The sequence below is a fragment of the Rhodococcus kronopolitis genome (assembly GCF_042654025.1).
GTDB classification, from domain to species: domain Bacteria; phylum Actinomycetota; class Actinomycetes; order Mycobacteriales; family Mycobacteriaceae; genus Rhodococcus_G; species Rhodococcus_G kronopolitis.
In genome coordinates this window covers 256,558-270,292 of sequence record NZ_JBHSFO010000001.1, presented here as the reverse complement: position 1 = coordinate 270,292, position 13,735 = coordinate 256,558, and the positions used below count along the sequence as shown (strand labels likewise).

Annotated in this window: 13 protein-coding genes; 8 read left to right on the top strand and 5 right to left on the bottom strand. The window is 71.8% G+C overall.

Features of this window, described 5'->3' with window-relative positions; translation table 11 throughout:
- Nucleotides 1–20: 20 nt before the first annotated feature.
- Together ACFO6S_RS01170 and ACFO6S_RS01165 are read left to right on the top strand one after the other, a co-directional pair.
- Nucleotides 21–1,019, top strand: a complete 999-nt coding sequence (locus ACFO6S_RS01170; protein ID WP_378413351.1) for an NAD(P)H-dependent glycerol-3-phosphate dehydrogenase — start codon at nt 21–23, stop codon at nt 1,017–1,019.
- 21 nt (nt 1,020–1,040) lie between these two features.
- The gene (locus tag ACFO6S_RS01165; RefSeq protein WP_378413349.1) at nt 1,041–2,147 is read left to right on the top strand and encodes a D-alanine--D-alanine ligase family protein; all 1,107 of its coding nucleotides are present in this window, start codon (nt 1,041–1,043) and stop codon (nt 2,145–2,147) included.
- 7 nt (nt 2,148–2,154) lie between these two features.
- On the opposite strand, the gene ACFO6S_RS01160 is transcribed toward ACFO6S_RS01165, so the two are convergent.
- Nucleotides 2,155–2,775 (bottom strand): DUF3515 domain-containing protein, encoded by a 621-nt coding sequence (locus tag ACFO6S_RS01160; RefSeq protein WP_378413347.1) that lies wholly within the window; start codon nt 2,773–2,775, stop codon nt 2,155–2,157.
- A gap of 204 nt (nt 2,776–2,979) precedes the next feature.
- On the opposite strand from ACFO6S_RS01160, the gene ACFO6S_RS01155 reads away from it, so the two are divergent.
- From ACFO6S_RS01155 to ACFO6S_RS01145, 3 genes are read left to right on the top strand one after another with little or no spacing between them, the layout of a single operon-like run.
- Nucleotides 2,980–3,888 (top strand): thiamine-phosphate kinase, encoded by a 909-nt coding sequence (locus ACFO6S_RS01155; protein WP_378413345.1) that lies wholly within the window; start codon nt 2,980–2,982, stop codon nt 3,886–3,888.
- Between the two features lie 13 nt (nt 3,889–3,901).
- Nucleotides 3,902–4,423, top strand: coding sequence for a gamma carbonic anhydrase family protein (locus ACFO6S_RS01150; RefSeq protein WP_378413344.1), 522 nt, complete (start codon nt 3,902–3,904; stop codon nt 4,421–4,423).
- The gene (locus ACFO6S_RS01145) at nt 4,423–5,118 is read left to right on the top strand and encodes a uracil-DNA glycosylase (RefSeq protein ID WP_378413342.1); all 696 of its coding nucleotides are present in this window, start codon (nt 4,423–4,425) and stop codon (nt 5,116–5,118) included. Before ACFO6S_RS01150 ends, ACFO6S_RS01145 begins: the two co-directional genes overlap by 1 nt.
- Here the strand turns inward: ACFO6S_RS01145 and ACFO6S_RS01140 are convergent.
- On the bottom strand, nt 5,115–5,909 hold the full coding sequence (locus ACFO6S_RS01140) for an enoyl-CoA hydratase-related protein (RefSeq protein ID WP_378413340.1): 795 nt from the start codon (nt 5,907–5,909) through the stop codon (nt 5,115–5,117). The two genes, ACFO6S_RS01145 and ACFO6S_RS01140, sit on opposite strands and share 4 nt — an antisense overlap.
- Before the next feature lie 116 nt (nt 5,910–6,025).
- Nucleotides 6,026–6,217, bottom strand: a complete 192-nt coding sequence (gene rpmB, locus ACFO6S_RS01135) for a 50S ribosomal protein L28 (RefSeq protein ID WP_072845156.1) — start codon at nt 6,215–6,217, stop codon at nt 6,026–6,028.
- 262 nt (nt 6,218–6,479) lie between these two features.
- On the opposite strand from rpmB, the gene ACFO6S_RS01130 reads away from it, so the two are divergent.
- Nucleotides 6,480–8,114, top strand: a complete 1,635-nt coding sequence (locus ACFO6S_RS01130) for a DAK2 domain-containing protein (protein ID WP_378414041.1) — start codon at nt 6,480–6,482, stop codon at nt 8,112–8,114.
- 15 nt (nt 8,115–8,129) lie between these two features.
- Nucleotides 8,130–10,379 (top strand): ATP-dependent DNA helicase RecG, encoded by a 2,250-nt coding sequence (recG, locus tag ACFO6S_RS01125; protein ID WP_378413337.1) that lies wholly within the window; start codon nt 8,130–8,132, stop codon nt 10,377–10,379.
- Here recG and ACFO6S_RS01120 read toward each other — a convergent pair.
- Nucleotides 10,376–11,218: an acyl-CoA thioesterase gene (locus tag ACFO6S_RS01120; protein ID WP_378413335.1), complete on the bottom strand. Its 843-nt coding sequence runs from the start codon at nt 11,216–11,218 to the stop codon at nt 10,376–10,378. The two genes, recG and ACFO6S_RS01120, sit on opposite strands and share 4 nt — an antisense overlap.
- A gap of 67 nt (nt 11,219–11,285) precedes the next feature.
- On the opposite strand from ACFO6S_RS01120, the gene ACFO6S_RS01115 reads away from it, so the two are divergent.
- Nucleotides 11,286–11,990 (top strand): HNH endonuclease family protein, encoded by a 705-nt coding sequence (locus ACFO6S_RS01115; protein WP_378413333.1) that lies wholly within the window; start codon nt 11,286–11,288, stop codon nt 11,988–11,990.
- A gap of 41 nt (nt 11,991–12,031) precedes the next feature.
- Here ACFO6S_RS01115 and ACFO6S_RS01110 read toward each other — a convergent pair whose 3' ends face one another.
- Nucleotides 12,032–13,402 (bottom strand): flavin monoamine oxidase family protein, encoded by a 1,371-nt coding sequence (locus ACFO6S_RS01110; RefSeq protein ID WP_378413331.1) that lies wholly within the window; start codon nt 13,400–13,402, stop codon nt 12,032–12,034.
- Nucleotides 13,403–13,735: the final 333 nt, after the last annotated feature.

Here is a 13,735-nt window from a genome sequence, read left to right as displayed (position 1 = left end):
CATCGGCGGGAGGAACATCCATGGGCAGGGCAGCGGTACTGGGTGCGGGTTCGTGGGGGACGGCGTTTGCGAAGGTGCTGGCCGACGCGGGGACCGACGTCACGATGTGGGCGCGCCGGGCGGAGGTGGCCGAGGGGATCTCGACGGACCACGTCAACCGCTTCTACCTCGACGGGATCGAGCTGCCGGCCGCGATCCGGGCGACCAGCGACTACCGCGAGGCGCTGGACGGGGCCTCGATGGTGGTGCTGGCGGTCCCGTCGCAGTCGCTGCGCGAGAACCTCGAGGTCTGGGCGCCCTCGATCGGCGCAGGCGCGACGTTGTTGTCGTTGGCCAAGGGCATCGAGAGCGGCACCCTGATGCGGATGAGCGAGGTCGTCCGCGACGTCACCGGCGCGAGCGAGTCCCGGGTGGCGGTGCTCTCGGGGCCGAACCTGGCCAGGGAGATCGCGCTCGGTCAGCCGTCCGCGACGGTCATCGCGTGTGCCGACGCGGACCGTGCGGTGGAACTGCAACGCGCCTGTGCGACAGGGTATTTCCGTCCCTACACCAACTCGGACGTGATCGGCTGCGAGATCGGCGGGGCCTGCAAGAACGTCATCGCGCTGGCCTGCGGGATGGCCTCGGGACTCGGCATGGGGGAGAACACCAATGCCTCCATCATCACCCGCGGGCTGGCCGAGATGATCCGGCTCGGGGTGGCGCTCGGCGCCAATCCCGCGACGATGGCCGGGCTGGCCGGTGTCGGCGACCTGGTCGCGACCTGTTCCTCGCCCCTCTCGCGCAACCGCACGTTCGGTGAGCACCTCGGCACCGGCGGAGACATGGTCAGCGCGCAGGCCGCGACCAACGGGCAGGTCGCCGAGGGGGTCAAGTCCTGCACCTCGGTCCGGGCGCTGGCGCTTCGGCACGGGGTGGAGATGCCGCTGACCGACGCCGTGCACCGGGTCTGTCACGAGGGCATGTCGGTGCCGGATGCTGTCGGATTGCTGCTGGGGCGTCGTATCAAGCCGGAATGAGCGGGCCGGTACTGTCTCTGGGTGAGCAATCCGCGTACGAGGGTGGCTGTGGTCTTCGGTGGCCGCAGCAGTGAGCACTCTGTTTCCTGTGTTTCCGCTGGTAGCGTTCTTCGCAACCTCGACCCCGAGCGCTACGAGGCGGTCCCGGTCGGCATCACCGAGTCCGGCGCGTGGGTGCTCGGACCGGCCGACGCCGCGACGTTGGCGATCGACGGCCGCACCATGCCGACCGTCGACGACTCGGGTACCCCGTTGGTCCTGACGGCCGACCCGACCCGGGACGGGGCGGTGCTCTCGCTCGCCGGGTCCGATGCAGGCGCGATCCTGGCCTCCGTGGACGTGGTCTTCCCGGTCCTGCACGGCGCCTACGGCGAGGACGGCACGATCCAGGGCCTGCTCGAACTGGCCGGGTTGCCGTACGTCGGACCGGGCGTGCTGGCCAGTGCGGCCGGCATGGACAAGGAGTTCACCAAGAAGTTGCTCGCCGCGGAGGGGCTGCCCGTCGGGCGCCAGGTGGTGCTGCGCCCGGGCACCGCCACCCTGTCCGAGGCGGACCGCGCGGACCTCGGACTGCCGGTGTTCGTCAAGCCCGCCCGCGGCGGATCCTCGATCGGGATCTCCAGGGTGTCCAGCTGGGAGAGGCTGGACGCGGCCATCGCGGAGGCGCGCAGCCACGATCCCAAGGTGATCGTCGAGGCCGCCATCGTAGGTCGTGAGGTCGAGTGCGGCGTCCTCGAATTCCCGGACGGCACAGTGCGTTCCAGCGTCGTCGCGGAGATCCGGATGCCGGAGGCCGGCGCCGGGGAGGACGCCTTCTACGACTTCGACACCAAGTACCTCGACGACATCTGCGAGTTCGACGTGCCGGCCCGGATCGACGAGGCGGTGAGCGAGGAGATCCGCGCCCTCGCCGTGCGCGCGTTCGCCGCGCTGGACTGCCAGGGAATCTCGCGAGTCGACTTCTTCGTCACCGCGGACGGACCGGTGATCAACGAGATCAACACGATGCCCGGATTCACCTCGATCTCGATGTACCCGCGGATGTGGGACGCCGCCGGCATCGACAACCGGGCGCTGGTGACCGCGCTCGTGGAGACCGCGCTGGCCAGGGGCACCGGGCTGCGCTAGGCGGACCCTAGGGTGCCGGTGCCGGTGCCGGTGCCGGTGCCGGGGGCGCCGGCACCGCCGCGGGGTCGATCGGCTGGGACTCGAGCGCGGCGGCGACGGCGGTGGACGCGTCCTGCAGCGGCGTCGGCCCCAGGCCGTGCGGGACGGTCAGCGCCACGTAGACCGCTCGGTCGACGGCGAACCAGGTGCTGGCGTCGATGCCCTCGTCGCCGGGGATCTCGAACCACTGCACCCCGTCGATCACCTGCAGCGCGCTCGCGGCGTTGAACTCGGCCGGCCGGTCCACCCCGCAGCGCAGCACGATCTCCTGGGCGTCGACCGACTGCCAGGCCGCCGCGCCCTCGGGTGCGGGGTCGACCAGTTCCGCGCGGGTGAAGTCGCCGATCTGCTCGGGCAGCGAACCGGTCAATGCGGCGCACTCGGGGGACCCCGCCGCGGCGGCCGGGACGGTGCCCAGCGCGACCGGTTCCAGCACGGGGTTCCGGCCTGCGACCACCGCGGCGACCACGATGCCGACGACCAGCATGACCGGCAGCGCCACCGCGGCGGCGATCAGTGCGGGGCTGCGGCGGGGCGTGAGGTCCTCGTCCTCGGGTCGGCTGGTCTCGGGCTGGGTGGGCTCGGTCATCGTCCTGCGCTCTCAGTCGTCCGGCGGGTCGCAGCGCCTCGGTGACCTCGGTAGAGTCGCCTTGGCTCGTCGCCCGCGTAGTCCGCGGCCGGTGCAGTCCCGGCCGCCTTTCCAAGGTACCGCAGCGCGATTTCACGGAGGTGCACCATCAACTCGACGGATCCGGACACCGGACGCACGGTCGCCGAAGTCGGTGAGTTCGCGGTGATCGACCGTGCGGTGGCCGGTCGCGTGCAGCCCAGCTCGACCCTGCTCGGTCCCGGCGACGACGCCGCCGTGGTCCGCGTCCCCGACGGCAGGGTGGTGGCGTCGACCGACATGTTGGTGCAGGGCAGACATTTTCGGCTCGACTGGTCCAGTCCGGAGCAGATCGGCCGGAAGGCGGTGGCGCAGAACGGCGCCGACATCGTGTCCATGGGCGCCTGGCCCACCTCCTTCCTGGTGGCGCTCGGCTGTCCCGCCGACACCCCGGTCGCGGTCACCGACGCACTCACCGACGGGATCTGGTCCGAGGTAAGCGAACTCGGGGCCGGTGTGATCGGCGGTGACATGGTGCAGTCCGAGCAGTTGGTGATATCGATCACCGTCCTCGGCGACCTCGGTGGCCACGAACCGGTGCTCCGGTCCGGTGCGCAGGTCGGTGACCAGGTGGCCGTCGCCGGCCGCCTCGGCTTCTCCGCAGCGGGCCTGGCCGCGCTGCGTGCCGAGTCGGCGGAGTTTCCGGAACTGGTTGCTGCGCATCAGGTTCCGACGCCACCGTACCGGTGCGGTCCGGCCGCCGCGCGGGCAGGCGCGACCGCGATGACCGACGTCTCCGACGGGCTGGTCGCCGACCTCGGGCATCTGGGTGTCGCCTCGGGTGTCGCCGTCGAGCTGCACGCGGACCTGCTCGATCCGGACCCGCGGCTGCGGGCCGCCGCCGCCGTGCTGGGGGCCGACGCCCTCGACTGGGTGCTCACCGGGGGAGAGGACCACGCGCTGGCCGCGACCTTCCCGGCGGACGCCGCGCTGCCGGCGGGCTGGGCGCGGATCGGTGAGGTGCGGGCGGGTTCCGGGGTGCGCGTCGACGGCTGCAGCTGGGCCGGCGACGGCGGCTGGCAGAGCTTCTCCTGACTACCATGCAGCCATGACCGTCTACGCCCTCGGCGACCGCGTGCCCGACATCCACCCCGACGCCTACGTCCACCCCGACGCGGTGGTCATCGGCGCGGTGACCCTCGCCGCAGGCGCCTCGGTCTGGCCGCAGGCCGTCCTGCGGGGTGACTACGGCACCATCAGCGTCGGCGCGGGCACCAACATCCAGGACGGCACCGTCATCCACTGCACCATGGTCGACCCGACGGTGATCGGCGCCGGCTGTGTGGTCGGCCACAACGCGCACATCGAGGGCGCGGTGATCGGAGACGACTGCCTGATCGCGTCGGGCTCGGTGGTGCTCAACGGCGCCCGGATCGGTGCAGGGTCGATCGTCGGCGCCGGTGCGGTGGTGCCGTTCGGGTTCGAGCTGCCGGAGCGACGGATGGCGCTCGGTGTGCCCGCGAAGATCCGCGAGGGCCACGAGGTGCCGATCGGGCACGTGGAGCTGAACGTGAAGATGTACGCGGCGAACTCCGCGTACTACCGCGAGTCGCTGCGCAGGCTGGACTGATGGCCGCGGCGTCGCTGGACGAACTCGTCGAACCGGGTTGGGCGCGGGCGCTGGCGCCGGTGGCCGACCGGGTGGCCGCGATGCGGGAGTTCCTCCGCGCCGAGACCGAGCAGGGCCGCGGCTACCTGCCCGCGCAGGAGCAGGTGCTGCGTGCCTTCGGCCAGCCCTTCGACGACGTGCGCGTCCTGATCGTCGGGCAGGATCCGTACCCCACCCCCGGCCATGCGGTGGGACTGAGCTTCTCGGTCGCGCCCGACGTGCGACCGGTGCCACGCAGCCTCGTCAACATCTTCGCCGAGTACACCGAGGACCTGGGCTTCCCGACGCCGGCGTCGGGCGACCTCACCCCGTGGGCCGATCGCGGCGTGCTGCTGCTGAACCGGGTGCTCACGGTGGCGCCGGGGGAGGCCGCCTCGCACCGGCGCAAGGGCTGGGAGCAGGTCACCGAACAGGCGATCCGGGCGCTGGTCGAGCGCCGCGGCCCGGACGGCACGCCGCGCCCGGTGGTGGCGGTCCTCTGGGGCCGTGACGCGGGGACGCTCAGGCCGATGCTCGGCGACGCCCCGGTGATCGAGTCCGCGCACCCGTCGCCGCTCTCGGCCCGCCGCGGGTTCTTCGGGTCGCGACCGTTCAGCCGGGTCAACCGGCTCCTCGACGAACTCGGGGAGAAGCCGGTCGACTGGCGACTGGACTAGAGGCCGGCGAAGTCCGCGCGGCGCTTCTCGACGAAGGCGTCGACGCCCTCGCGGCCCGCGGGGGTCTCGGCGGCGGCGGAAATCGAGTCGGTCTCCGCGTCGAGCTGCTCCGAGAGCGTGGCCTGACCGGACTGGGCGAGCAGCCTCTTGATGCCGGCGTAGGAGCTGGTCGGCCCCGCGGCCAGGGTGCGCGCGACCCGCAGCGCCTCGTCCTGGATCTCGTCGTCGCCCACCAGCCGGCTGAGGACGCCGAGCCGGACCGCCTCGTCGCCGCCGATCACGGCGTCGGTGAGCAGCAGTTCGCGGGCCTTGGCGATGCCGACGATCCGCGGCAGCGACCAGGACATGCCGCCGTCGGGGGTGTAGCCGATCGACGGGTACGCCGGGCGGAGCTTGGTCGACGGCCCGCCGATGGAGATGTCCGAGGCGCACACCAGGCTCATCCCGGCGCCGGCGGCCCAGCCGTGCACGGCGGCGACGACGGGCACCTCGGTGGCGGCGAGGACACGGACGAACTCGTGCAGGGAGACGGCGATCTCGCGGAGGTACTCGCCGCGGTTCTCGGCCTGGGCGAAGGCGCGGACGTTGCCGCCTGCGCAGAAGTTGGGGCCCTCGCCGACCAGCAGCACGCTGCGAGCCGGGACGGTGCCGGCGATCAGGCCGCGCAGCGCCGCGGTTCCCTGGGCGACGCCGTCGAAGTCGAGTGAGGTGCCGTTGTTCGCGGTCGAGATCGCGATCCGGAGCACCTCGCCCTCGAGACGGACATGGCTGAGGTCATCGCATGAAGTCACCGGCCTACCCTATCCGGCGCCAAATTTCTCGCAAAAGCAGCCAACTGTCCCGTGAAAACAACTGTGCCCCGACACCACTGAAGTGGTGCCGGGGCACAGTTTAGGTGCTGAGAGCGTCAGCCGCGGACAACCTTGCCGGCCTTGAGGCAGGAGGTGCACACGTTGAGCCTCTGACGGTTACCGGTTCCAACCTGGGCCCGGACAGTCTGAATGTTCGGGTTCCAACGACGGTTGGTACGCCGGTGCGAGTGCGAGACCGACTTACCGAAGCCGGGCCCCTTGGCGCATACGTCGCAGACGGCAGCCATAGTCGCGAACTCCTTGAATTAAGTGAATGGAAACTGAAATTGTCGTGCAGGTGAAGCTGGTGGTGCTTGGTTGAGCCTGCCTACGAACACAGGACACCGAAGTGGCCCTTGCGAGGCAACCACGAAAGACTAGCCGGAACCGACTGGATTGACCAAACCGGCTTCGATCGTGAGTTGCTCCGAGGCCGACTGTCCGACCCGACCGCTAGTCTTGCCAGGTCGAGAATACCCACTCGGGCGGAGGAAACGAAGCGACGTGCGCATGGCCCTGGAGAGCGTGGACGGCGCGGCCCTGGGCCGCTGGGCGCACGCCTGTGTCGACGGCCTCGGCCGTCGTTGCGAGGAGATCAACCGGCTCAACGTCTTCCCCGTCCCGGATGCCGACACCGGGACGAACCTGCTGCACACCATGCGGGCCGCGGCCGCGGAGGCACTGGGGACCGCGGACGCCTCGGTCCGGGAGGTCTCGGCGGCACTGGCCCGCGGCGCGGTGGCAGGCGCCCGGGGAAATTCCGGCGTGATCCTGTCCCAGGTGCTGCGCGGCATCGCCGAGGCCGCCGATACCGACCTGCTCGACGCAGGCACCCTCCGCGCGGCCCTCAACGAGGCCGCGGTGCTCGCCGCCGAGGCGGTCAGCGTGCCGGTCGAGGGGACGATCGTCACCGTGCTGCGGCACAGCGCGGCCGCGGCCAGCTCATGCCCGCCGGAGGCCACGCTGTCCGGGGTGGTGCGCGCCGCCGCGGAGGCCGCGGTAGAGGCCCTCGCCCGGACCCCCTCCCAGCTCTCCGCGCTCGGCCTCGCCGGGGTGGTCGACGCCGGCGGCCTCGGACTGGTGGTGATCCTCGACGCCCTGGTGGGGGTGGTCACCGGCGAGACCCCCGAGCGCGCCGACCTGACCGCGGTGGTGCCCGCGGCGGCCGCCCCGGTGCCCGGCGCCTCGGGTCCGGTGGTCCCGGCGCCCGGGTGTGCGGAGGACACAGGCGCCCAGGACTACGAGGTGATGTACCTGCTCGCCGACAGCGACGACCGGCGGGTCGGCGAGCTGCGGACCCGACTCGACGAGCTGGGGGACTCGGTGGCCATGGTCGGCGACGGCGCGGGGGCGTACTCGGTGCACGTGCACTGCAGCGATCCCGGCGCGGCCGTCGAGGCCGGCCTCGCCGCCGGCCGGCCGCACCGGATCCGGGTCTCGTGCTTCGTCCTCGACGCGCAGCGCCGGGACCGGTCGGCGCCGCCGGCGACGGCCCGCGGCATCCTCGCGTTGGTCGCGGGCGACGGGGCGGCGGAGTTGTTCGAGGGGGAGGGTGCCGCGGTGCTGCGGTACCGGGGGGCCGTCACTCCGGCGCAGTTGCTCGCCGCGATCCGGGCGGTCGCGGCCGGCGAGGTGATGGTGCTGCCGAACGGTGCGATGTCCGCGCAGGAACTGGTGGCCGTGAGCGTGGCGGCCCGCGACGAGGACCACTCGGTGATGGTGCTGCCGAGTTCGTCGATGGTGCAGGGGCTCTCGGCGCTGGCCGTGCACGACCCGGCGCGGGCCCTGGTCGACGACGCCTTCACGATGTCGGAGGCGGCGGCCAACACCCGGTGGGGTTCGCTGCGGATCGCCCCGGAGCGCGCGCTGACGTTGGTCGGGACCTGCGAGCGGGGCGACGGACTGGGCCTGATCGGTCGTGAGGTGGTGGTGATCGCCCCGGACGAGGCGGAGGCCGGCCGTCGGCTGCTGGACCAGATGCTGGCGGTGGGTGGCGAACTGGTCACCCTGCTGCGCGGAGCCCCGGTCTCGGACGACCTCGTACTGATGCTCACCGACCATGTCGCCCGGAACCATCCGGGTGTGGAGGTCCTGGTCTACCCCGGTGGACAGGACAGCGATCTGCTGCAGCTCGGCGTCGAGTAGGGACGAGAAGGAACATTGGCAACACTGACGGATCGGCTCGACCACCTGCTCGGCAAGAAGACGGCGGACGTGCTGGCCGAGGTCTTCGACATCCACACCGCGCAGGACCTGCTGCGGCACTACCCGCACCGGTACGCCACCAAGGGCGCGGGGCTCGGGGCGCAGCGCCCGCCGGAGGGCTCGCACCTGACGGTTGTCGCGAGGGTGAGCAAGACGGACCTGCGCGCGATGCGGTCCGGGCGCGGGTTCCTGCTCAAGGTGACGCTGATGTCGGACGAGAAGGACGCCGCGTCCACCGAGACCATCGACGCCACCTTCTTCAACGGGCAGAAGGTCAAGCACCTGATCACCAAGGGGACCCGGGCGATGTTCTCGGGGAAGGTGAAGTACTTCAACGACAAGCCGGAGCTGACCCATCCGAGCTACCTGCTGCTGCCGGAGGTGGGGGACGACGGACTGATCGCAGGCAGCATCCGCGGCGCAGGCGAGCTGGCAGGCATGGCCCGCGGCGCCCTTGACGGCGGCGACGTGGACATGACGGTGTTCGAGCGTGACCTCATTCCGCTCTACCCGGCCACCCGCGAGGTGGAGAGCTGGACGTTGATGAAGTGCGTGCGACAGGTGCTCGACCAGCTCGACGACGTGGAAGACCCGCTGCCGGAGGCGGTTCGGCGCGAACACGGCCTGATCGGGCTGGACGAGGCGTTGCGGATCGTCCACCTGCCGGACACGAAGGAGGAGGTGACGCGGGCCCGGGACCGGCTGCGGTTCGACGAGGCCGCGGCGCTCCAACTGGTGCTGGCGCAGCGCCGCCACACCGCCGTCGCGCGGTCGGCGCCGGCCTGCCCGCCGCACCCGGACGGCATCGCCGCGGCATTCGAGGAGATGCTGCCCTTCACCCTCACCGACGGCCAGCAGACGGTGGCGGACGAGATCTCCGCGGACCTGTCGCGGCCGCACCCGATGAACCGGCTGCTGCAGGGCGAGGTGGGCTCGGGCAAGACCGTGGTCGCCCTGCGGGCGATGCTGCAGGTGATCGACGGCGGGTACCAGTGCGCGCTGCTGGCACCGACCGAGGTGCTCGCCGCGCAGCACGCGCGGTCACTGCGTCAGATGCTCGGAAACCTCGGCTCGGCGGGCGAACTCGGAGCGGCCGAGGGCGCCACCCGGGTGACGCTGCTGACCGGGTCGATGTCCGTCCCGGCGCGGCGGGCCGCGATGCTCGAGGCGGTCAGCGGCGACGCCGGCATCGTGATCGGCACCCACGCCCTGATTCAGGACAAGGTCGAGTTCTTCAACCTCGGCATGGTGGTGGTCGACGAGCAGCACCGCTTCGGCGTCGAGCAGCGTGACGCGCTGCGCAGCCGCGGCCGCGACGGCGTCAGCCCGCACCTGCTGGTGATGACGGCGACGCCGATCCCGCGGACCATCGCGATGACCGTGCTCGGCGACCTCGAGACGTCGACCCTGCGGGAGCTGCCGCGGGGCCGCTCGCCGATCGTCAGCAAGGTGGTCCCGGCCCGCGAGCGGCCGGCCTGGGTGGACCGCGCCTGGGAGCGGATCCGCGAGGAGGTGGCGCAGGGTCGGCAGGCGTACGTGGTGTGCTCCCGGATCGGGGAGGGTGACGAGGACGGCCCCGACGCGAAGGAGCAGAACACCGTCGCGGCGCTGGCGCTGTTCGACGAGCTGCGGTTCGGTGCGCTCTCGGAGCTGCGGGTGGGGCTGCTGCACGGCCGGCTGCCTGCGGACGAGAAGGACGCCGTGATGAAGGACTTCACGGCAGGCCGGATCGACGTGCTGGTGTGCACCACGGTGGTGGAGGTCGGCGTCGACGTGCCGAACGCGACGGTGATGGTGCTCAAGGACGCGGACCGGTTCGGGGTGAGCCAGCTGCACCAGCTGCGCGGACGGGTCGGACGTGGCGCGCACCCGGGACTGTGCATCCTGATCACGGACATGAAGCCGAATTCGCCTGCCTTCCAGAGGCTCAGCGCGGTGGCAGGCACCAACGACGGCTTCGAGCTGGCCCAGTTGGACCTCGCCCAGCGCCGGGAGGGCGACGTGCTCGGCGCCGCGCAGTCCGGCACGCTCTCGACGTTGCGACTGCTCTCGCTGCTCGACCACGAGGACGTGATCGAGTCGGCTCGGGTGTTCGCCCAGGCAGTGGTGACCGTGGATCCGGAGCTGACCGCGCACCCGGGGCTGGCGTCGATGGTCACCGCCGCGCTGGCCTCGGACCGGATCGAGTTCCTGGACAAGTCCTAGGGGCGGCGCGCCTCGCGCATCAGGACCTCCTGCGCCACCGAGGCGACGAGGAGCCCGTCCTCGGTGTAGAGCTGGCCCCGGGCGAAGCCGCGCCCGCCCGACGCGGTCGGGCTCTCCTGGGTGAACAGCAACCACCGGTCGGCGCGGAACGGACGATGGAACCACAGCGCGTGGTCGAGCGAGGCGATCTGGCGTCGCATCGGGCCGTTGCCCCGGTCCAGGCTCGCCGTGCGGGCCAGGTTGATGTCGGAGATGTAGGTCAGCGCACCCATGTGAAGCAGGGTGTCGTCGGGGAGCTCGTCGCGGACCCGTACCCAGAACTGTTGCCGCGGGCCGTGTCCCAGGTCGGGCAGCGGGACGGTGCTGTCGTCGACGAATCGGAGGTCGAGCACCGACGTCTGGACCGGGGGTCCGGAGCCGAACCAGTTGGTCCACCGGTGCTTGGCGGCCGTGAGCCCCTCCGGTCGGGGCGCCTCGGGCATCGACGGCTGGTCGTCGGCGCCGTCCTCCTGGCGTTGGAACGAGACGGAGAGGCTGAAGATCGTCTCGCCGTCCTGCTCGGCGCTGACCCGACGGGTGGTGAAGGAGCCGCCGTCCCGGGTGCGGTCGACGCGGTACTCGATCGGTCGGTCGGCGCGTCCGCCGCGGATGAAGTAGCCGTGCAGTGAGTGGGCGACCCGGTCGGCGGCGACCGTGCGGCCGGCGGCGATCAGGGCCTGCGCGGCGACCTGCCCGCCGAACGCCCGCATGGGGGCCGCGGCATGGCAGCGGCCGAGGTAGGTGTCGTCGTCAGCGGTTTCCAGCCGGAGCAGATCGACGAATGCCGGGGAAGCGTCCATGACGACACAGTATTGCCAGGTCTGCCGGTGCCGCGTCGTGCACCGTCGGTCCGGGCATACTGGCCGCATGTGGCGGCCCAGCTTCCGGACGGTGGTCGCGACGACGGTGGTGCTCGGCGTCGCGGTGACGGTGTTCGTCGGGTTGTCGCGCTCCCCGGACCCGAACCCGGGCCCGGACCGCGCGCCGACGCCCGAGGTGGCCGCGGGCGACGACCCGCTTGCCGGAATCGTGCTGCTGGACAGGCGGACCCGGACGCCGAACTACCACCGCGAGGCGTTCGGCGCGGCGTGGACCGACGACACCGACGCGCCGCTCGGTCACAACGGCTGCGACACCCGCAACGACGTCCTGGCCCGCGACCTGGTGGACACGGTGACCTTCGAGATCACCCGGTGCCCGTGGGCGGTGCGCAGCGGCGTGCTGCACGACCCGTACACCGGCGCCACGATCGAGTTCCGGCACGGCAACGACACCAGCGCCGAGGTGCAGGTGGACCACATCGTCGCGCTGTCGTTGGCCTGGGACCTGGGGGCGGACGCCTGGACCCCGGAGCGCCGGGCGAGGTTCGCCAACGACCCGGCAAACCTGCTCGCCGTCGGTGGTGAGGTCAACTTCGCGAAGGCCTCGCGCGCGCCGACCGGCTGGATGCCGCCGAACGAGGACTTCCGCTGCGACTACGCACGCCGTTTCGCCGCGGTGCTGCGGGAGTACGAGCTACCCGTCGACCGGGCGTCCGCCGCCGTGCTGCGCGCGGCGTCGGGTCGGTGCTGAGCGCGGCGCCCTCGCCCGGAGGTGGGTAGCGGCAGGCCCGGTCAGGCCGGCGCCGCCCCGTCGCGCTCGGTGACCTCGCGGGCGGCCCGTTCGCCCGAGCGCACGGCGCCGTCGACCCAGCCGCACATCACCGAGGAGCTCTCGGTGCCGGCCCAGTGGATGCGGCCGCACGGCTCGCGCAGCGCGTGCCCGAACTCGGTCAGCACGCCCGTCGGCGCGTGGCTGAGCATGCCGCCGCCGGAGTACCGCTCGACACTCCAGTTCTGCTCGATGTAGTCGACGGGCGCGGCGGCCTGGTTGCCGAACCGTTCGGCGAGGGCGTCGAGGACGGCCTTGCGTCGGCCGTCGGCGCTGAGGTGGCCGATCCGGCGTGCGATGGGACCCTCGACGATCACGCAGAGCACCCCCGGACGCGCGGTGTCGGTGCAGGCGTCGATGGTCACCGTCGCGGGGGAGGTCGGGTCCATCGACTGGCCGGTCAGCCCGTCGGCGCGCCAGAACGGCTCGTCGTAGAGGACGGCGATCTTGAAGATCGCCCCGCTCGGCATCCGCTGGTGCAGCAACGAGCGGTCGACGGGCAGCATCGGCTCGTACCGGATGTGACCGGCGATCGCGAGCGGGACCGCGACGACCGCACGCCGGGCCCGGACCGTCAGGTCCTCGGCCCGCACGCTCACCCCGTCGCCGTCCTGGGCGATGGTGCGCACCGGCTGTGAGAGGTGGAGGCTTTCGCCCAGTTCGGCGACCATCGGCCGGTATATCGCGCCCATGCCGCCGACGGGCCGGGAGTCCTGGGATCCGCCCTCGGCGCCGAAGACGAAGGTGGGTCCGCCGCCGGAGGCCATCTGGTACAGCGCGAACAGGAACGAGACCTCGGAGGCGGCGGAGGTGTAGGCGCCGGCGATGGCGGCCTCCAGGAGTTGGTGGGCCGGCTTCGAGAGCACGTTGTCGTCGAGCCACTTCGCCAGGCTGATCCGGTCCCACTCGGCGGCCTTCTTCGCCTTCCACGGGGCGTCGAGCGGGATGGTCTTGCACATCTCGCCGAGCCCGAGGAAGGCGGCGCCGAGGTTTGCCGTCGCCCACGGGCTCATCGACAGCGGGACGGTGCCCCGGTAGCGGTACTGCCTGCCGTCGACGACCATCAGGGACTCGCCGTCGGTGTACTGCTTGTAGCTGGGCACCCCGAACTCGCCCATCAGCGCGTGGATGCGGTCCTGGCCGGGACCGACCCAGGCGCCGCCCCGGTCGATCCAGGTTCCGTCCTCGCGCACCTCGGTGAAGGTCCGACCACCGACACGTCCGCGTGCCTCGAGCAGTGCCACCGAGTGTCCGGCCTGTGTCAGTCGCAGCGCCGCGGTCAGGCCCGCGAACCCCGCGCCCACGACGCAGTAGTCGACGTCGAGATCGTTCATGAGCTCTACCTCGCGATCGGAGGATGAGTTGCGCCTCGTCTTCATGCGTACTCGCCGCCCGGAGGGGGGTCAAGGAGTGGTGGCGCTCGGCCCGGCACCCTCCGAAGTGGCGCATGTCACTGCCCGTTGTCGCCGATCAACGATCCGCGCGTCCGGCGGCCCGTCGGGCCGGCCGTCGGCGCGACGAGCGACCGGCCTCCGATTGCGGCGACGCGGGGCCGGACCGGGACCGCGACCTTGGCCTTCGCGGACGGATCCGACGTTCGTCGAAGTCGGTGAACGGCCCGCGGCGGGGACCGGCAACTGTTCCGTTTCCGCAGTTCACAGCCGCTA